The organism is Arsenicibacter rosenii (assembly GCF_001870735.1).
GTDB classification, from domain to species: Bacteria; Bacteroidota; Bacteroidia; order Cytophagales; family Spirosomataceae; genus Arsenicibacter; species Arsenicibacter rosenii.
In genome coordinates this window covers 143,531-163,072 of record NZ_MORL01000001.1, presented here as the reverse complement: position 1 = coordinate 163,072, position 19,542 = coordinate 143,531, and the positions used below count along the sequence as shown (strand labels likewise).

18 protein-coding genes are annotated in these 19,542 nt (G+C 53.3%); 13 read left to right on the top strand and 5 right to left on the bottom strand.

Features of this window, described 5'->3' with window-relative positions:
* The first annotated feature begins 125 nt into the window (after positions 1-125).
* From BLX24_RS00545 to BLX24_RS00515, 8 genes are all read left to right on the top strand, one after another.
* Positions 126-866, top strand: coding sequence for a hypothetical protein (locus BLX24_RS00545; RefSeq protein WP_071501144.1), 741 nt, complete (start codon positions 126-128; stop codon positions 864-866).
* Between the two features lie 225 nt (positions 867-1,091).
* Positions 1,092-1,952: an ATP phosphoribosyltransferase gene (hisG, locus tag BLX24_RS00540; protein WP_071501143.1), complete on the top strand. Its 861-nt coding sequence runs from the start codon at positions 1,092-1,094 to the stop codon at positions 1,950-1,952.
* A gap of 11 nt (positions 1,953-1,963) precedes the next feature.
* Positions 1,964-3,244, top strand: coding sequence for a histidinol dehydrogenase (hisD, locus tag BLX24_RS00535; RefSeq protein WP_071501142.1), 1,281 nt, complete (start codon positions 1,964-1,966; stop codon positions 3,242-3,244).
* 62 nt (positions 3,245-3,306) lie between these two features.
* Positions 3,307-3,441: a hypothetical protein gene (locus tag BLX24_RS33805; protein ID WP_262482973.1), complete on the top strand. Its 135-nt coding sequence runs from the start codon at positions 3,307-3,309 to the stop codon at positions 3,439-3,441.
* 35 nt (positions 3,442-3,476) lie between these two features.
* Positions 3,477-4,034, top strand: coding sequence for a GNAT family N-acetyltransferase (locus BLX24_RS00530; protein ID WP_071501744.1), 558 nt, complete (start codon positions 3,477-3,479; stop codon positions 4,032-4,034).
* Between the two features lie 19 nt (positions 4,035-4,053).
* Positions 4,054-5,151, top strand: coding sequence for a histidinol-phosphate transaminase (gene hisC / locus BLX24_RS00525; RefSeq protein WP_071501141.1), 1,098 nt, complete (start codon positions 4,054-4,056; stop codon positions 5,149-5,151).
* Positions 5,152-5,179: 28 nt separating this feature from the next.
* Positions 5,180-5,713 (top strand): hypothetical protein, encoded by a 534-nt coding sequence (locus tag BLX24_RS00520; RefSeq protein ID WP_071501140.1) that lies wholly within the window; start codon positions 5,180-5,182, stop codon positions 5,711-5,713.
* Positions 5,714-5,716: 3 nt separating this feature from the next.
* Positions 5,717-6,664, top strand: a complete 948-nt coding sequence (locus BLX24_RS00515; RefSeq protein ID WP_071501139.1) for a threonine ammonia-lyase — start codon at positions 5,717-5,719, stop codon at positions 6,662-6,664.
* 1 nt (position 6,665) lies between these two features.
* Here the strand turns inward: BLX24_RS00515 and BLX24_RS00510 are convergent, their stop codons facing one another.
* The gene (locus tag BLX24_RS00510; protein WP_177225749.1) at positions 6,666-7,469 is read right to left on the bottom strand and encodes a nicotinate-nucleotide--dimethylbenzimidazole phosphoribosyltransferase; all 804 of its coding nucleotides are present in this window, start codon (positions 7,467-7,469) and stop codon (positions 6,666-6,668) included.
* A 111-nt stretch (positions 7,470-7,580) separates the two neighbouring features.
* On the opposite strand from BLX24_RS00510, the gene BLX24_RS00505 reads away from it, so the two are divergent.
* The 4 genes from BLX24_RS00505 to BLX24_RS00490 all read left to right on the top strand — a co-directional run bounded on the left by BLX24_RS00505 (position 7,581) and on the right by BLX24_RS00490 (position 10,145).
* Positions 7,581-8,051, top strand: coding sequence for a DUF1003 domain-containing protein (locus BLX24_RS00505; RefSeq protein ID WP_071501137.1), 471 nt, complete (start codon positions 7,581-7,583; stop codon positions 8,049-8,051).
* A 189-nt stretch (positions 8,052-8,240) separates the two neighbouring features.
* Positions 8,241-8,507, top strand: coding sequence for an autorepressor SdpR family transcription factor (locus BLX24_RS00500; RefSeq protein ID WP_071501136.1), 267 nt, complete (start codon positions 8,241-8,243; stop codon positions 8,505-8,507).
* An 11-nt stretch (positions 8,508-8,518) separates the two neighbouring features.
* On the top strand, positions 8,519-9,178 hold the full coding sequence (locus BLX24_RS00495; protein ID WP_071501135.1) for an SdpI family protein: 660 nt from the start codon (positions 8,519-8,521) through the stop codon (positions 9,176-9,178).
* A 1-nt stretch (position 9,179) separates the two neighbouring features.
* The gene (locus tag BLX24_RS00490; RefSeq protein ID WP_071501134.1) at positions 9,180-10,145 is read left to right on the top strand and encodes an alpha/beta hydrolase family protein; all 966 of its coding nucleotides are present in this window, start codon (positions 9,180-9,182) and stop codon (positions 10,143-10,145) included.
* A 60-nt stretch (positions 10,146-10,205) separates the two neighbouring features.
* Here BLX24_RS00490 and BLX24_RS00485 read toward each other — a convergent pair whose 3' ends face one another.
* The 4 genes from BLX24_RS00485 to BLX24_RS00470 all read right to left on the bottom strand — a co-directional run bounded on the left by BLX24_RS00485 (position 10,206) and on the right by BLX24_RS00470 (position 16,731).
* Positions 10,206-13,163: a PD-(D/E)XK nuclease family protein gene (locus BLX24_RS00485; RefSeq protein ID WP_071501133.1), complete on the bottom strand. Its 2,958-nt coding sequence runs from the start codon at positions 13,161-13,163 to the stop codon at positions 10,206-10,208.
* Between the two features lie 9 nt (positions 13,164-13,172).
* Positions 13,173-13,760, bottom strand: a complete 588-nt coding sequence (locus BLX24_RS00480; protein ID WP_071501132.1) for a MiaE family protein — start codon at positions 13,758-13,760, stop codon at positions 13,173-13,175.
* Between the two features lie 204 nt (positions 13,761-13,964).
* Positions 13,965-16,070: a putative porin gene (locus BLX24_RS00475; RefSeq protein ID WP_083421727.1), complete on the bottom strand. Its 2,106-nt coding sequence runs from the start codon at positions 16,068-16,070 to the stop codon at positions 13,965-13,967.
* A gap of 91 nt (positions 16,071-16,161) precedes the next feature.
* Positions 16,162-16,731 carry an RNA polymerase sigma factor gene (locus BLX24_RS00470; RefSeq protein WP_071501131.1) on the bottom strand — a complete coding sequence of 190 codons (570 nt, stop codon included), beginning with the start codon at positions 16,729-16,731 and terminating at the stop codon, positions 16,162-16,164.
* Between the two features lie 486 nt (positions 16,732-17,217).
* Between BLX24_RS00470 and BLX24_RS00465 the strand changes: the two genes are divergently transcribed.
* Positions 17,218-19,482, top strand: a complete 2,265-nt coding sequence (locus tag BLX24_RS00465) for a ligand-binding sensor domain-containing protein (protein ID WP_071501742.1) — start codon at positions 17,218-17,220, stop codon at positions 19,480-19,482.
* Positions 19,483-19,542 lie beyond the last annotated feature (60 nt).

The window sequence follows — 19,542 nt, the reverse complement described above, 5'->3', positions numbered from 1 at the left end:
GTGCGTTTATGTTCCCGACAGGACAATGGGCCACTGCTGTTTTTTTCATCAACCCATTGACATTCAACATACCCCGCCGTATCTATGTAGTCTGTATTGCCGCGTCAACTAACCATCGGCTTATCATGAAAAAACACTTTGCCGTAACCTTGCTGAGCCTGGGCTCTTTTTCATTCACTTTCGGGCAAACCGCTATGTACCAAAGTACGCGTGACCGCATCAATTTCAGCGGATTAAGTGTCCCGACTAATGGTGGCAGTGTTCTGTACGGGTTTGACGGCAATCCCGGCAAACTGCTCGGCACCGTCTATCTCGACTCGGTCTGGCAGGCCGGTTTTGTCCGGTTCTATGGTAAAATTGCTCCGAAAACAGACTCCCTGGCCGGCGTGCCCATCCGCCTCAATTTACAGCAGCAGGAGGTGGAAGTACGCTCTAATGACAGGTCGGTGAAAGTAGCGAAGGCTCCCATGATCCGCTATTTTCTGGTCAATAACAACGCGGGCGGCGTCAGCGAATTCATCAATGTCCGGGAGTTCAGGGGTGAGGCGGATAACCTGCCCGGCTTTTTCGAAGTCATTGCCAACGGTCCGGTTCAGTTGCTGCGGCATCATTTTATTACCGTCAAAAAAGGCAACTACAATCCCGCGCTGAATGTCGGCTCAAAAGACGATGAGCTGATCAAAAAAGCAGCCTGGTACGTAGTAAAAGAGAAAAAGGCCGGAAAATTCGCTCCCGGTAAAAAAGCCATTCTGGATCTCATGGCCGATAAACAGCCGCAGGTTGAAGCCTTCCTGAAAGAGAAAAAACCGGATCTGAAGTCGGATTCGGGCTTAGCCAGCGTATTTGCCTATTATGCGACCCTGTAAACAGGCATGCAGGAGCTATGCTGTGCGTTAAATCCGGCATAGCTCCTGAAAACGCTTTGTTTTCTTGATGCCTCCCCCTACCTTTGCGCCATGAAAACGGAACAGGCGCTTATTCTTCATCTCCATCGACATATTAACGGTCAATAATGGCCGCCCCTCTGCCTGTTTTCAACTGTCCGGGCGCTCGTAACCGGACCATTCAATTGTCTTAAAATCTCAATTTTAATGAACTCCGTGATTCGAATTGCTCTGCAAAAATCTGGCAGGCTAAGCGAAGACTCGTACCAGCTATTTAAAGAATGCGGTATCCGCTTCGATTATGGTACGGGCAAACTCAAATCTGTTTCCTCGAATTTTCCGGCTGAGTTTCTCTTTCTCCGCGACGACGATATTCCTGGTTATGTAGAAGATGGTGTGGCTGACCTCGGCATCGTCGGTGAAAACGTCGCGGTTGAAACCGCCCGCAATGTACGGACAATCCATAAAATGGGTTTCTCGAAGTGCCGGTTGTCGATTGCCATCCCGCGCGGCGAAACCTGGTCGGGTATTCAGCAACTGCAACACAAAAATATCGCCACCTCGTATCCCCGCCTGCTGGGTAATTACCTGGCCGGTGAAGGTGTTCAGGCGAATATCCACGAAATCAGCGGCTCGGTTGAAATTGCCCCAAGTATCGGCCTCGCCGAAGCGGTTTGCGACATTGTCAGTTCGGGCAGTACGCTACTGAGCAACGGCCTGAAAGAAGTCGAAGTCATTTTCCGGTCAGAAGCCATTCTGGTCGGCGCGCAAACCATCAGCGACGAAAAACAGGCACTGATCGACAAGCTGTTGTTCCGGATCAAGGCTGTTCAGGCGGCCAAGAACAACAAGTACATTGTGCTGAATGCGCCGAATGATTCACTCGATAAAATCACCTCGCTCCTGCCGGGTATGAAAAGTCCGACGGTGACCCCTCTGGCGACCGAAGGCTGGAGTTCGGTGCACTCGGTCCTGAACGAAAATGATTTCTGGGAAAACATCGAGGCCATCCGGGCAGCCGGTGCACAGGGCATTCTCGTGATCCCGATTGAAAAAATGATTTACTAAACGCAGCCGTTATGCAACTTATTCCTTTTCCGGACCGGAGCGAATGGCCTGCTTTACTGGCGCGTCCGGTGCAGTCGTCGGCGCAGATCGAAACCGCCGTGGCTCCGATTCTGGCGCAGGTGAAAGCCGGAGGCGATGCAGCCCTGATTGAGCTCGCCAAACGGTTTGATCGGGTCGATCTGACCGCAACCGGTATTCAGGTCACGGCCGAAGAACTGGCAGCGGCCGAAGCGCAGCTGAGCGATGAACTGAAAGCAGCGATCCGGCAGGCCTATGCCAACATCCGGACCTTTCACGCGGCCCAGAAACAATCCGTCGAAAAAATTGAAACGATGCCGGGCGTAACGTGCTGGCGCCGGAGCGTCGGTATCGAAAAAGTCGGGTTATATATCCCCGGCGGCACAGCGCCCCTGTTCAGCACCGTACTGATGCTGGGGGTACCGGCGCAGCTGGCGGGTTGCCGCGAAGTGGTCCTGTGTACGCCCGGTAATCACCCGGCAATCTATTTTGCCGCCCAACTGGTTGGCATTACCAAAGTCTTCCGCGTCGGAGGCGCTCAGGCAATTGCAGCCATGGCCTACGGCACGAAAACGATCCCGCAGGTATATAAGATTTTCGGACCGGGTAACCAATACGTGACGGCGGCCAAAATGCTGGTAGCCAAAGAGGGCATGGCCATCGATATGCCGGCGGGCCCGTCGGAAGTAGCCGTTTACGCCGACGACACCGCCATCCCGGCTTTTGTCGTCGCCGACTTACTGTCGCAGGCCGAACACGGCGCCGACAGCCAGGTGCTGCTGGTGACCACCTCGAAAAAACTGCTGAGCAGCGTCAACCTGGCACTGTCGACTCAACTCGACCGGTTGCCACGCCGTGACCTGGCCGCTCAGGCAATCCAGAACAGCAAGGCCATTCTGGTAGAGACGCAGGACGAAGCCATTGACCTGCTGAACCAGTATGCGGCAGAACACCTGATTCTGAGCGTGGCCGATGCTGAAGCTATTGCTGAAAAAATCATCAATGCGGGTTCTATTTTCCTTGGGAACTATACACCGGAATCAGCCGGTGATTATGCATCGGGCACCAACCATACCCTGCCAACCAACGGCTTTGCCCGCGCTTACAGCGGCGTATCGCTGGATAGTTTTGTGAAGAAAATCACCGTTCAGTCAATTACCCCGGAAGGCCTGCGCAGGCTGGGGCCGGTGGTCGAAGCGATGGCCGAAGCCGAGTCGCTGGATGCCCATAAACGGGCCGTCAGCATCCGATTAAAAGCCTTAGACGAGCTATAATTGCCAACGCCCCGTCTAAATTCTCAGGCGGGGCGTTTTCATTTTCCCACTCCGATACAGACATGAAAAAACGATTATTGATTGCGTTGCTCGCGCACGTTTGCCTGACGACCGATGCCCGGCAGGCAACCGGAAAAGCCCGGCAGATTATCGAGCGGATGCAGCAGGTTTACCATGTTTTTCCGGCCCATACGTAATAAACCAATTGCAGAAAAAGACCTGGCATTCGATTATGAGCGCTACCAATCTTTTGAAAAATGAACTGACCATCGATCTGCTCGGTCTGGCAGACACCGAAGCACTGGCCGGCCTGGCGCTGCGGGCCTATCAGGATCATTACCTGCATCTGTGGCTGGACGGCGGTGAGTGGTATATGAACCGTTGTTTTAACACGGGTCAGCTGGCGGCTGAGCTTGCCGATCCAAACAGCCGCTTCTACTTTATCAGGGATGCCGGTCAGCCGGTCGGATTCCTGAAAATCAACCTTGACAAAACCCTGCCAACCGCCCCGGATTTGTCGGCGCTGGAACTCGAACGGATTTATTTTCTGGCCTCGGCTACCGGCAAGGGTCTCGGCCGCTTTGCCGTTGATTTTGTGGTACGGCTGGCGCAGGAACTGAACAAAGCCTGTGTCTGGCTCAAAGCCATGGATAGCAGCGAAGCCGCCCTGCACTTTTACCGGCAGAATGGCTTCACCGTCGTCGGTGCTGAACGACTGACCTTTGCTGTCATGAAACCTGAATTACGGGGTATGCTGGTCCTGAGCCGGCCGATCCTTTCCAATAACTGAATGATTAACCAGTAACAATATGCGTCCTTTTAATCTTGCTGATATTCTTCGTCCACACATCCTGAACATAACACCCTACTCCTCAGCCCGTGACGAATATACGGGAAAGGAAGGCGTATTTCTGGATGCCAACGAAAACCCGTTCGGGCCGGTCCTGAGCGGCAACAACGCCCTCACTACGTTCAACCGCTACCCCGATCCCTATCAATCGGCGATTAAAGAGCGGCTGGCTCCGATTAAACAGGTCCGGCCCACACAGATTTTTCTGGGCAATGGCTCCGATGAACCTATTGATCTGCTGGTCCGCGCCACCTGCCGCCCCGGTGTTGACACCATGCTGACGATGCCGCCCACCTACGGCATGTACGAAGTATCTGCCGCCATCAATGATATTGCCTTAACCAAAGTCCCGCTTACGCCGGATTTCCAGGTAGACACACCGGCGGTTCTGGCCGCTATTGCAGCCAAAAAGCCGAAAATTATCTGGTTCTGCTCGCCGAACAATCCGTCGGGTAATTTGCTGAGTCAGGAGGCGATCCGGACCGTGCTGGAGACGGCAGCGGATTGCCTGGTGGTGGTCGATGAAGCTTATATTGACTTTGCTGAAGCCGGCACCTCATGGGTATCTCGCCTGGATCAGTACCCGAATCTGGTCGTACTGCAAACCTTTTCGAAGGCCTGGGGACTGGCAGCGCTCCGGCTGGGCATGTGCTTTGCGTCCGAAGAAATTATCCGTGTGCTGAACAAGATTAAGCCACCGTACAACATTGCCGCCCCGACCCAGCAGCTGGCCCTCGACGCCCTGCAGCTGGAACCCGCCAAGGACCGGATGGTGGCGAAGATTCTGCACGAACGGACGGACTTACACGAAAAACTTCTTACTTTGCCAATCGTCCGCCGGATTTATCCATCCGATGCTAACTTTCTGCTGGTAAGGTTTGATGAGGCAAAGGCCGTGTTCGATTATCTGATTGATCATCAGGTAATTGTCCGTGACCGGTCCCGCGTCATCCTGTGCGATGACTGTCTGCGCATCACCGTTGGTACGGCGGAGGAAAATAACCGATTAATTGATACGTTGAAACAGTACCGTGTCTCAATGGCCACTACGTTTTAAACGTTAATTACCGTCAGCAACTACACATATGTTTAGAAAATTGGCTTTGGGTGCCCTCGTGATCCTCGGCACCGCCTTTTCGCAGCGGGCACAAGCCCAATACAACAACTGGGCAGCAGGCTTCCGGATCGGAGAACCGGCGGGCGTAAATATCCGCAAATACTTTGGTGATAATAAGGCATTTGACCTGAACATCGGTACCTATGGCGGCCTGTACGGCAACAAGCGCGACTATCGCCGTGGCGTGTACCGGAGCGTCGGCCTGACCGTTCAGGGTAACTACATATGGCATAACCGCCTGTTTGGCAAGGACGAATTACGCGGCTACTACGGCATCGGGGGTCAGATCAATTCACGGCGCTATTACCCGCAACGCTTACAAGCCATTAACGAATACGAAAGCGGCTTCTCGCTCGGCGGTTCTGCCGTTGCCGGTGCTGAGTATTTTGTGCCCAACAAACCTTATTCGGTCTTTATCGAAACCGGCCTGTACGTCGAGGTGCTGCCCGCACCGCTTTTTCTGAACGTGCAGTCGGGGGTTGGGCTTCGCTATAATTTTTAGCCTATGATTTTCCAGTCGACCATTGAGGAAGCACACGACCGGATCCGGCCGCATATTCACCGGACACCGGTACTGACCAATCAGACGATTAATCAGCGGATCGGGGCAGCGCTGTATTTCAAGTGTGAGAACTTCCAGAAAATCGGGGCCTTCAAGGCACGCGGTGGCCTGAATGCGGTGCTGCAACTCTCGCCGGACGAACTGGCGAACGGTGTTACGACCCACTCCTCAGGCAACCACGCCCAGGCCATTGCCTATGCCGCACGTCAGGTCGGTACGAAAGCCTACATTGTGATGCCCCGCACAGCACCGCAGGTCAAAAAGGACGCCGTTCGCGGATACGGTGCCGATGTGATCGAATGTGAGCCAACGCTCGACGCCCGGGAGGCCGGCGTGCAGGAGGTCATCGAACGTACCGGCGCGGCCATGATTCATCCGTTCGACGATGACCGGGTTATTGCCGGCCAGGCTACGTCTGCTAAAGAACTGATGGAAGATTATGGCCAGGATAAGCCCTTTGACGTGATTCTGGCGCCGGTCGGTGGCGGGGGGTTACTGAGTGGTACAGCCCTGTCGGCTCATTATTTTTCGCCCCAAACCCGCGTTATGGCCGGAGAGCCCGAAGGTGCGGCCGATGCCATCCTGTCGTTCCGGTCGGGGGTGGTTGAAAAAGCACCCTACATCAATACCATTGCCGACGGGTTAATGACCACGCTCAGCCCACGGACTTTGGCCATCATCCGCCAGCACGTATCCGATATCCTGACGGTTTCGGATCCTGAAATCATCGGGGCAATGCGGCTGATCTGGGAGCGCATGAAGATTGTGATTGAACCGTCATGCGCCGTTCCGTTTGCGGCCGTGATGAAGCACGCAGACCAGTTTACCGGACAGAAAGTAGGCATTATCCTGACCGGCGGTAACGTCGATCTTGGCAAACTGCCTTTTTAGCTCATAAAAGATACCGCTCTGCAACCGCAGGGTTGGTAGCACAGGCCAGCAGAAAGGCTGCCACGATGCACGTATTTCCGGTCAGGAGTACGTGCATTTCGTTTTCAGCGGCCTGTAACAAACCACCCGCTACAGCGGCAATTTCCAGACCACCGGTTTGGGCCAGTAGTTCGTCGGCCGTGCCGGCTTCAGCCCGCGACAGAATTGCCTCCGCTTCGGCAGGCGTGATCTCCTCCGGCAAACACGCAGCCAATGGAATTCCGGTCAGCTGATGGATCAATAAACCCGCGGGCAACCCGCTACCGGCCCCGAGGGTGCCGAAGCCAACGGTATTGCAGTCGCGGTAGGCGACTCCGTTTACCAGCGTCCGGCCTGCATCCATGGCGGCCTCGCACTCGAATAATTCCATTGCCGCCGCCTCGCGGATGTCGTTTGTAGCCGGCCGGACTTTAAATTTCACAAATACGGGCGTATTTTCGGCAAATGTCCCCTGCACGCCCACATCACACAGCAGCAATGTCAGGCCGTTCCGGCGATACTGGTCAAAAACATGGTTGTCGTCACCTATCAGTTGTTGAATCAACCGATAGCTTGTTGTCGGGTCCGTTTCCTGTTTCCAGCCATGGTCCCCGGCAAACACGAGCACATGGGCATTAGCGACCGGCCCGGCCATCAACTCCTTTTGGCGGGTCAGATCAGTTAAAGCCGATACCAGTTCATCAATCCAGCCGGCCTGCCCCTTCCGGTTTTTCAATTGCTGATGTACCCACGCCAATAGCTGCGGGTTTTCTATCCTGTTACGCATACAATCATTCCGAATTAGGCTGTAAAATTCGCAAATTGCCTCGTTCATCCGGTTCTCCCGCCGAAAACATCCGACAAAATTCTAATTTGTAGCCGATTTTAAGCATAGCCAATGAAAAAGCATCAACAGTCCATACACCCCAAAGTCCGGGCCTCTATTGAAGAGTCAACCCTCATATCTGTTTCGATTGAAGACGATAACACCCCGTTGACCTTTGGTGAGCGATTAGCCGACAAAGTGGCCGACTTTGGCGGCAGCTGGACCTTTATTATCACGTTTGCCCTCATCATTTTCGGGTGGATTGCCCTGAATTCCTTCATTTTATACAAACAGGCCTTTGACCCGTATCCGTATATTTTACTGAATCTGATGCTTTCCTGCCTGGCCGCGCTGCAAGCTCCCGTCATTATGATGAGCCAGAACCGGCAGGAAACCAAAGACCGGCAACGCGCCCAGAACGACTACTTAGTCAACCTCAAAGCCGAGATTGAAGTGCGTACCCTGAACGAAAAACTGGAAGCCATGAGCCAGCTGCTCGAAGAAATGAAACAACAGCAACAGGCGCTGATGGACCGGCTTTAGTTTTTTATCTGGATTCCGGGTTCTGAGTTCCGGGTTGCTGGATTCCGGATGGCTGGCTGTAACACAGCAACCACCAGAACCAAAATTTCCCCTCATCCTGCCGATCATCCATTCATCACGTTTTACGGCAGGGAGTTTGGAGAAGCCCTTAATCATTTAGACATTTGTCTAAATATCTAACAAATCTATATGAATGCGCTCTTCAAAGCCCTTAACGACCCGACCCGCAGGCAGATTCTCGACCTGTTGCGCGAAGGGGATCTGACGGCGGGCGACATTGCTGACCGGTTCGACATGACGAAACCCAGCATCTCCCATCACCTCGATCTGCTCAAACAGGCAGGTCTGGTGGAAGCCACCAAAGAAGGACAGTTCATTCGCTATACCCTCAACACAACCGTGCTGGATGAGCTGCTCGGCTGGCTCATCGGTTTTAAGTCAACGCCAAACAAGTAACCAACAATACCATGAAAACAATTACCCGCTCACACGAATGGCTGATCCTGATTCTCATGGTCGCCCCGTTTATTTATCTCGGTACGCTCTACAACAACCTGCCGGAGCGCGTGCCGTTCCATTACAATGCCGAAGGAATCCCCGATGATTACGGCCCGAAATACGGCCTCGTTCTGCTTTTCGGCGGCATCACCGCCTTCCTGTATTTCCTGTTCCGGTATATCCCCGACATTGACCCGAAACAGCAGCTCAACACCTCTAACTACCGGAAACTGCGGGTGGCCATTGCCGCTTGCTGGAGCTTACTTCTGTTTCTGCTGTGGTACAATACCGCACACGGTGCTCAGTCGGATACGTTTCTGAGCTTCTTACTGGCTTCGGTTGGGCTGATGATTGCCAGCATCGGCAACTTCATGTACAGTGTCCGGCCAAATTACTTTGTCGGTATCCGTACGCCGTGGACGCTCAACAGCGAATTTGTCTGGCGCAAAACGCATCAGAAATCAGCTCCTTACTGGGTTGCGGGCGGGTTGCTTTGTGTGCTTCTGGTCTTTCTGGTACCAACCGTATGGAAAACAGCCGTTCTGCTCACAATCACGTTGGGCCTTGCGTTTGGTTCAGCCCTGTACTCGTTCGTTCTTTATCGTCAGCAATCAACTAACCAGCAATAACATGAACTCACTCGCCATTACCGCCCTTGCTATCGTACTGTCTGTCAGCCGTGTTTTCGCACAGACTGCTATTAGCCAAACCGTACAGCAAACCCGGGCCGATGTAACGATGGAAGGCACCCTGAGCCTCCCCGCCAACGTAACGCAGAAAGTACCGGTTGTCCTGATTATTGCCGGTTCGGGCCCGACTGACCGTGACGGAAACAGCAAACTCGGCGTTAGCGGCGACACCTATAAACTGCTGGCCGACAGCCTGAATAACCGTGGCGTGGCCGTTCTTCGCTACGACAAGCGGGGGGCTGGTAAAAGTTTCCCCGCCGATATGAGCAAGTTTAAGGAAGAAAACTGGACGTTTGACGATGCGATCCATGATGCCGAAGGGTGGGTGAAGCAGTTGAAAGCCGACAACCGCTTTTCGAAGATCATCATTGCCGGACACAGCGAAGGTTCCCTGGTAGGTATGATAGCAGCTCATCAGACCAATGCCGACGGGTTTATTTCGATTGCGGGTCTGGGCCGCAATATTGCCGAGACACTGAAGGAGCAGTTGAAAACATTGCCCGATGAGATGCGGCAAACGGCGTACAAAGACTTAGACTCGCTCCGGAACGGGCAGTTTGTTAAAAAACCACCCATTATGCTGATGAGTTTGTTCCGCCCGAGTGTGCAGCCTTACATGATGTCGTGGATGAAATATGACCCTGCCGTTGAAATTAATAAAATCAAGGCTCCGGTACTGGTTATCCTGGGTAAACGGGATTTACAGGTGCAGATGCTTGACGCAGAAACCCTTACTACAGCACGCCCGAATGCCGCTACCGCTTATTTCGACCGCATGACTCATATGCTCAAAGACACGGAAAGCGACGATCAGGCGGCAAACATGAAAACCTATAAAGACCCGTCTTTGCCGCTGACAACGGGATTAGTCCCGGCGATTGCAGGGTTTATTAAAAGTTTGCGATGAGGGTTGCGGATTACAAATCCGCAGTCAGGTTGTTCCGGATGATAACATCCGGAACAGCTTTTATTCACGGCCGCAAATGCGTTTGTATGAACAGAAAGCGCAGGTCTTCAGGTCGCTGGTCCGGACAAAAGGTTGTTCCGGATCCAGGATTTTCTGAATCAGACCAGCCAGTACGGCTTCCGATGCCTGTACGTAGGCTTCCGGTGTATCTTCCTCCGAAAACCGGACGGTGTTGGTTTTTAAGGCCCCGTCTTTGTCCCGGAACGAATAAAAACCGGCGGTTACCGGTAAATTGTCCCGGTTCAGGTCGCTCTTCAGATACAGGTATTTGTACAGCCAGAGCTGCCTCGCCTTGCCCCAGTCAGAGCCGGTCTCAACGGGTAGTTTTTCGGCCGCCTGATCCATTGCCCGGTCTCCCGGCAGCTTAACGGTCCCCGTCTTGTAATCCACAATCCGGATCTGGCCGTTATACTTTTCGATCCGGTCAATCTTACCGGCAATTTTCACCCGGATCGGACCGGCCGGTAGCGGCACCTCAATCGTGGTCTCCAGTTTCTGTTCAGTACCCAAGACCTCCAGTCCGGTCAGCCCGGCCTGCCGGCGTTGGAAATTCAGCATCAGTTCCTGCGCTGTCTGGTACATCAGCAGGTTCAGGCCCGATTCCATCACCCGCCCCTGCATCACCTCTTTAAAGGTTGTTTCGAGCACCTCCTGCACAATGTCTTCGTTGACCGGCTTGTTCAGCATCCGGAAATCCTTATCCAGGGTTTCGAGGGCAAGGTGCAGCCAGCTGCCAAATTCGGCTACCCCCATTTTTTCCTCCAGATCGTCTTCTTCACCGACGCCCACCACCCGGGCAAAATAGTATTTCAGCGTACAGTCGACAAACTGGTTCAGGGCCGTTGGATAAAGTCCTTTTTCGGTCAGATTCCGGAGCAGTGACTCCATCACCTTGCCGGTTTTAGCAATCTGCCAGTCTGTATTGATCGGCGGCCGGTCGTAAGACTTCCCGATCCGGACAACCGGATAACTCAAGTTGATCTGACCCGACTTCGGAATCAGCTCATATTCCAGCTGCCGGATGTAACGGCTTTTCTCCCCTTTGCCCATACCGTAGGCGTCGGGCGAGGTAGTGTAGAGCAGGGTAATGTCTTTGGCCCGCTGCAGCAACCGGTAAAAGTGGTAGGCCATCACGGCTTCCTGCTCCCGATAGGTCGGCAGCCTGATATCCGGTGCCGTACTGATATCAAACGGAATCAACGAGTTCAGTTTACGTGTCTGCGGCAGAATCCCTTCGTTGGCCGACAGAATAATTACCCGGTCGAAATCAAGGCCCCGTGTCTCAAGCATACCCATGACCTGAATATGGCTGTTTCCCTCACTCGTAAACGGAATGGTCGTCTGCCGGATCAGCTCGTAGAGGAATTGCCGGAAACTGCGCAAGGTTACCTGCATGGCGCCTTCTTTCCCCTGCTCGCGCTCCAGCGTGGTTTCCAGCTGTTTCAACAGGGTGTAGAACAGATACAGGTATTCAATCTCAATAGCGTCCTGCGTTTCGCGGTAAACTGCCCGCAACTGATCGATCAGGTCGTAGAGCAGTTCAATGACCCGACGGGGATGTTCGTTTGGCCAGCGCGTAAACAACACACTGACCAACGGATCGTGCTGCCCGAGCTCGCGCATTTCGGCTTCGGTCAGATACGCCCGCTGTTCGTTCACGATTTTCTCAACGAGCCACGAAAACAAGGGCTTAGGCAGTTCATTCACCTCGTCGGGCGACATCAGCCCCCGAATGCGTTCATATTGCCGTACAAACGGGTGATTCAGAATCTTGATGACATGCTTGTGGTGAAATTTCGGAATACGCAGGTCACGCCCGTCGCGCGTCCGGAACTCATGCACCGTCCGCTGCATCTCAAACAATCCGTCGATGAGCGTAAATAACAGAGAATTCCGGAGCGACAATCCCATGGTCACGTTCAGGTCCGTCACAGACTCGTCGAGCGCATACAACACCGGTACCAGCAAGGTCTCGTCAGCCAGTACAATGGCAGTTTTGGCGCGGGAAGGCGGAGAGCCCGGAGCGGAGAGCACAGAGTCCGGAGCGACATCGTCTCCCCCCTGCCCTCCGCCCTTACACAGCTCACCGGCTACCTTAGCCTGCATACTGGCCGTCGGGACGCCGATAATCTGTATGTTTTTGGGGGTTCCGAGCAGGTCATTCCCGATCTGCTCGCGGTTGTCGCGGTTAAAGAGCCAGCCGCTTTCGCGGTAGCGTCGCAGAAACTCACCGGCTTCCTGCCCCCAGTCGTTCATGTAATACACATCGGCATCCCAGAACAACTCCGCTTTTTTGGCTTCGAGGAGTACTTTTATTATCTGTTCCTCCGCACGGCTCAGGGCATTGAACCCGACGAAATACAGCTTCTCATAAGCCATATTGTCACGCACCAGCGTTTCAACCTGTTCGGCCAGCCGCCGGTAGCCCATGCCCCGATACACCAGCCCCTGTGTATCCAGCCGGGCGTGCAGGGATTGGTAGGCCGCATGCAGGTTTTCAAAAAGCTGAAAGTAGCGGGCCGTTCCGGTTGTTTCGGTAATGGTGGCTCCTTCCGGAATACTGGCCTGCCAGCGTTCGAGCGCTTTGGCCGCCGTCAGGTAATCAAACAGGTAAGACGGTTTTACCAGATACTGATCGATCCGGTCAAAGTCGGCGAGCAGTACTGACGCCCAGCCAATGAAAGGTTCAAAATCGAGGTGTTCATCAATCTCGCGGAACACCTCGTACAGTTCAAACAAAAGACTGACCGGGTCGATAAGCTGCACGCCGGCCGCCTGCATAATAAAATCGTCGATGGCCAGGGTATGGGGCGCCAGAAACGGGCGTTCACTTTGCGTGGCCAGGTACTCTAAAAAAACCGTAACCGCCCGTCGGGTCGGCAATATAACCCACACGTCATCCAGCCGCGGCCCGTGGTTCGCGTAGATCGTGCGGGCAGTTTGTTCAAGAAAATTCATGCAATAAGGTTAGTGCATCCGGTCGCCCCGAACCTCCAGCGTTGCCATAATGCCGGCTTCGAGTTCGAGGATTTCTTTCCAGCGCTTTCGTACTACCCCGGCGGGCATATACGCCTCGGCCAGTTCAATAAAGTTACGATAATGACCGGCTTCCGACACCATCAGGTCATAGTAAAATTTGCGCAGGCTGTCATCGGCAATCTGCTCCGACAGCAATTTAAAGCGTTCGCAGCTCCGCGCTTCGATCAGCGCATTGAGCAGCAGCTTTTCCATCAGGTTTTCGTCGTAGTTGCTCGACGACCGCATCTGCGCCTGCAAAGCATTTACGTACAGGTCTTTCCGCTGACGACCTAACGGAATATTCCGCTTTTTGAGTTCCTTCAGTACCCGCTGGAAGTGCCCCCATTCTTCGGCAACTACCGGTGTCAGCACTTCTACCAGTTCCACCTTTTCGGGATACTGCACGATGAGCGAAATACAGGACGAGGCAGCTTTCTGCTCACAATAGGCATGATCAATCAGGATTTCGCCGATATTCATTCCGGCAATGTTAACCCAGCGCGGGTCAGTCGGCAGTTCTAAGCCCAGCGTTGTCATTCTTTTTAATGTATAATGAGTAATGGAAAATGTATAATGGCTACCACACCATGACATCCTGTACTGTCTGATGGAATGAATAGCAGACGATGCTTAATTTTTAATCGTTCAGTTCTGCAACTACTTCATTAATTATTATTCATTTTACATTATTCATTTTACATTATTCATTTTACATTATTCATTTTACATTATTCACTCCTGTTAATCAAACAAATACCAGTCGACGCCGAAGGCGAAAGTGCGGCGCATGCCCAGGTAGTCGGCACCGACAAAATAGGCCGGTTGCAGCAAGTCCTGATTCACGTGCGACATTTTCACGAATAACCGTGTCCGGTTGATCCGGAAGTTGGCAAACACATCGGCCAGGACGTAGCCCTCCACCCGCCGTTTGTTCTGCAGGTAAAACTGCTGGGTGAGCGGCATATAGGTATCGGCGAAATACCCTGATTTATAGTGCAGCTCTACGCCCGTCTGAATATATAACACCTTGGCAAACAGCAGGTCATAACTAGCCCGCAGGTTAACAAACAGTTTTGGTGCGCGCAGAATATCGTTTCGCGAAACCAGGGTGTAATACCCCTGCGTCGATGCCTGGAATTTCCCGACGCTGACCTGTGCCCCCACACCGGCGCGCAGGATACTGAACGCACTGCTCAACTGCCGTGGTAAGGCATTTTCGTCGAAATAGATGTAATTGTTCAGCAGGTAATAATCCAGCCCCGGCTGAAAGCGGATTTTCCGGTAGGCCAGGTTGAGTTTCCCGTAGGCGTGCTGGGTACCGCGCAGACCAAAATTATTCGACCAGGTCAGGTTGTTGCTTTCGAAGCGTTGCTGCAATAACGTCGGCGACGCAAACACGCTCCGGTAGCCGGCCGTAAAGAGTTTGGTTTCCAGTTGCCCCTCCAACCGGATGTCGCGGCCAATCAGGTACTCGCCTTCGACGGTCAGACGCGACAGGCTGTCCGGAAAATAATAACCCAGCCAAAGACCCAGAAACAGTTCATTCCGGTCGATCAGGCGGGTGGGGTTGCGGTACGTACCGGTAAACACCGAATCGCCTTTTACGGCCAGGCGATTGTATTCACCCGTCTGCGAGTAAATCCGGTGGCGCATGTAGGCACGGTAATTAAAGGCCGATTTGCCAACCTGATAAATGCCTTTCAGGCCAAAATTATTTTCCAGCAACCGGTAGAATATGTCCTGATGCGTCGTGGCGCTGTCGAGCTGCGCGCGGCGGGCCGCCGGGAATAAGGCAGGGACCACCGCCGGATAATACGAAGTCAGGGTCGAATCGCTCGCCAGTGCCGTGTCGTAAAACGTGTTGATATGGCGCTGGTAATCCAGCCGGTGATATACCTGAAATCCCGGTGCCATGATATACTGTTGGTATATATGCCACATATTCCGGCGATCAAACCCCTTGGCGCTTTTGAGTTTGGCGGCTCCGTCGAACGTATATCCCAGCAATTCGCCCCCGCTGCTCCGGAGCGGCAGGACGCCGCCCTGTTCTTCAATCTCGTGATTCAGGTGGTTGAAATGGGCCAGCAGGGTGTATTTGTCGTTTTTCGACCGGTAGCTCGTCTGCCCGATAAAGGCCCAGCCCTGGGCCAGAAAGCTCGACGGATCGACGGTCTGGTTCACCCCGAACTGTTTGCGGGACGTAACCCGCTGGACCTGAAACCCGGCATTCCAGCGCGGATTAATGTTCTGACTGAAATCGAAATTCAGGACGTTCTGGTTGCGGCCCCCTAACACAAAGTACATCCGCGTAAACGGCGATTTGGTGTCGTAATACTTTACCTGCATCGTCTGAAACGCATAGGGTGCATACGCATAAAAACCGTTCTGGGCGCCGATCTGCTGCGGTTCTTCATAAAAAACCGGACGCATGGCCGTGCCGAGGTTCCCTAAATCCTGATACAGATTCTGGTTGCGGTTTACAAAATTATACTGATGATGACCGGCCAGCGACGTATCGATCAGGTAGAGCGTTTTCCGGTTGTTGAAGATGTCGGTCTCCAGAAAGTAGCGGGTCGTTTTAGGCCCGTAAATCACTTTGGTAGAATCATCGATGCCACCGCGGCCGCCGGACCCTGAGCCGGACACGCCGGTTTGTGACTGTGTTCCGGTGAACCCGGGAAACCCGTTGCCGTTGCCGATCCGCCCTCCCGTTATCTGGGCGTGGGTATGGCTATATACAGCAATCAGAAGATATAGGAATACCCACGACAGCGTACGCGGCCTTACAGACGTACGGATCGTGGGTATGAGTGAGCGTAGTGTATTGGTACTAATCAGAATCTTCATCGGCGCAAAGTTAACCCAAAAACGCCGGATGCTGCTTCTATGTTGGCGGCTTAACTTTTTTTATAGTAAAGTTTACCACACAGACATGTTGTCAGCCGATCAGCCAGGCAATCATCATAGAGGCAACCGTAGCCACATCCATCTTCTCCCGCAGAAACTGTTTGGCTTTAACGAGCTGGTTTTTTACCGTGTTTTTCGAAATGTTGAGCATTTCAGCAATTTCCTGGTACGACATCCCTTCTTCTACCGTCATCTTCAGGATCTGCCGGCGCTTCACAGACAGAGACCCGACCGCGGTCTGTAATTGCTGCAGCTGTGTTTCAAGCACTTCAGCATCTTCCTCACGGGCATTGGCCATGCGCTCCATATACTGCTGCTTCAGCCATTCGTTTTTCTCCATCTTTTTGAGATAGTCGAAGGCCATGTTCCGCATGCAGGTAAACAGGTACGAATTAAAGTTCAGCTCCGGATTGATCTGAGCCCGTCGTTCCCATAATTTAATGAACACTTCATGCACCATATTTTCCGCTTCTTCTTCGTCTTTCAGAATGGATGTGCAAAACTTCAGGGCCGGTGTCCGGTAGTGATTGTATAACCTGGCGAAGGCTACCTGATCTCCCTGGATAACGTCGCGTAAAATTTGTTCATGTAGTAAGGCCATTGCAAAGAAAGTTATGTAACGCTCGATTATATATAAAAAATTACCGTCAAAATGCTATTTAATAAACCCTGTCTTTAATCCGCAATCTGGTTATGATCAATTAGTTTGTTAATTGGTTACTGAAAATGATTACTTAATTCCGGATATTGAAGAATAGAAGCGGGATTCCCTAAACAATCCTTTCCGTAGAAATTATCCCCGCCTGATGTGAACTTGTGTAGCTAAACTACGGTAAAATGGTCAATTAGAATGCCGCAAATTGCGTAATTATACCCTCAATTTACGCAAACACGCAAAAGTTCATAATCTGGTCATGTTTACCTGTCTGATTTTATCAAAACATTAACGTTCAATGGTTAAAATGCAGGATTGTGTCATGAGAACTCATTACCGGCAGCCGAAAATTCCGGGGGTTCCTGACCAACCCGATAGCCTTCCGGTAAACGAATGCCGTATACTAGTTGATTTTTGATGATTGGCTACGGCATGGTTATACCTTATAATATATGGCGCAATTCCGGCAACTGGCTAACAGCCTTTTGCGCAATCCTGCTTTTACAGGGATGCCACTCTCAGAAACCGCAGGAACAACCTTATGTCGATAAGGCGTTCTGGCAGGAAGACCATAAACCTTATCCGGTCAGTACCGACCCTGCCGACAATGATGTCCGGAGCATTGCGGTTGCGCCCGACCAAACGGTCTGGATTGCTACGGCTACCGGCATTTTCCGCAAACCGCAGAGTACTTCCGTCTGGGAGCCGGTACTACCTGCTGACCACAAAGGCCCCGCCTTCTCGGTAGGCATCGACAAGGCGGGTACAGTATGGCTGGGCACGTGGCAAGGGTTGTTCCGGTATCAGCAAAACCGTCTGGAAACCATTGCCGGTACCAACGGGCCGATCACTTCGGTCTGCCCCGCCGCTGAAGGCACGTACGCTATCGGGCCTCAGGGCATCTGGCTGGTCAGCAACGGGCAGGTTGTGAAAAAAGGATATACCCTTCCGCGTTCTGTCCGCCACTCCCTTTCCGACGGTCAGGGTGGCCTCTGGATTGCCAGTGACGTGGGCCTGTATCACTGCACGCCCAAAGGGGTTGATGTATACCAGTCGACAAAACATTTGCTGAGCGCCTACGTGAAGGGGTTGGCCTATGACAGCCGGCAGCAACTCTGGGCGGCGGGTCTGGGGGGCGTCTCGCAGTTGGCTAACCACCGGAAAACCGGAGTGCTGACACCGGAAGAAGGACTGCCTGCCATCTACGCAACCTGCGTCGAACGGGCGCCCGACAGTACCATGTGGGTAGGCACCGAACAGGGGGTGGTCCGTTACCGCCCCGACGGCAGCCGGTCCCTGCTGTTCAGTCAGCGCTGGCTGCTCGACGACCGTATTGTGGCGATTGCCTTCGATCAGGCCGGAACCGCATGGATCGCTACGCCGAAAGGCGTCAGCGCGATCCGGAAGCGGTCGATGACGCTGGCGCAGAAAGCCGGTTACTTCTACGACATGCTGATGAAACGGCACATCCGCGCACCCTGGATTGCCGGTCAGTGCCGGCTGCCGGTAGCGGGCAATGTCTCGGTCTGGGAACCCGAAGATGACGACAATGACGGCGAATACACCGGCAACTACCTGGCTATGGAAGCGTTTCGCTACGCCGCCACCAAAAGCCCCGATGCCAAAGCCAAAGCGGCCAAAGCCTTCCGGTTTCTGCGGTTATTGCAGGAGGTAACGGGCACCGACGGTTTTTTCGCCCGTACGATTGTGCCTGCCGGCTGGGATACCGCCCGCCTTCATGACGGGAACCGGACCTATACCGCCCGGGAGCTGGCCGGTGAACTGGCTAAGGAGCCGCGTTTCAAACCGGTTCACGTACGCTGGCACCGCTCGGAAGACGGCAAATGGCTGTGGAAAGGAGATACCAGCAGTGACGAAATGTGCGGCCATATGTTCGGGTACTTTTTCTACTACGAACTGGTGGCCGATGAACCGGAAAAACAACTGGTCCGCACGCACATCCGCCACCTTGTCGACCACCTGATCAAACACAACTTCAACCTGACCGATATCGACGGAAAACCCACCCGCTGGGGTGTCTGGTCGCCCCAACAACTGAATCACGATCCGGAATGGGCACCCGACCGCAGCCAGAACTCCATGGAACTGCTGACATTTCTGAAGCTGGCCTACTACGTCACCAACGACGCAAAGTACCAGCAGCAGTACCTCCGCCTGATCCGGGAAGAAGGCTATCTCGACAACATGGCCAACATACCGAATCAGAACCCGGCGTGGTTTATCTACTTCGATGTGATGTTACAGGCGTATTGCTACCCGATCCTGCTGAAATGTGAAAAAGACCCGACCCTGCTCGCTTTCTACCGGAATCACATGAGCGCCTGGTTCGACCGTCGCCGCAATGACCACAACCCGCTCATTAACTTTCTGTACAGCTATGCCAGTGATCAGCCGGGCGAACTGGAAAACTCGGTACGTTTTTTCGAAAATACCCCCCTCGACCTGGTCGACTGGCCGATTGATCATACAAAGCGCGAAGACATCCGGATTGTCCGTAAACCCGTGCTCGACGACAGCCAGGTAAGCGAGCTGCAGCCTCCGGCCGTGCGTCTGGCCATCCGCTGGGATAAAAACCCGTGGACAGCCACCGGCGGCGACCCGCACCGCGAGCGGGAACCGGTGTTCTGGCTCCTGCCCTACTGGATGGGACGGTATCTGGGCAGCATTAATGGATAATGGATAATGGATAATGGATATTAAAACTATCCATCTGCTAACAGCCATTCCCTGCTCCTA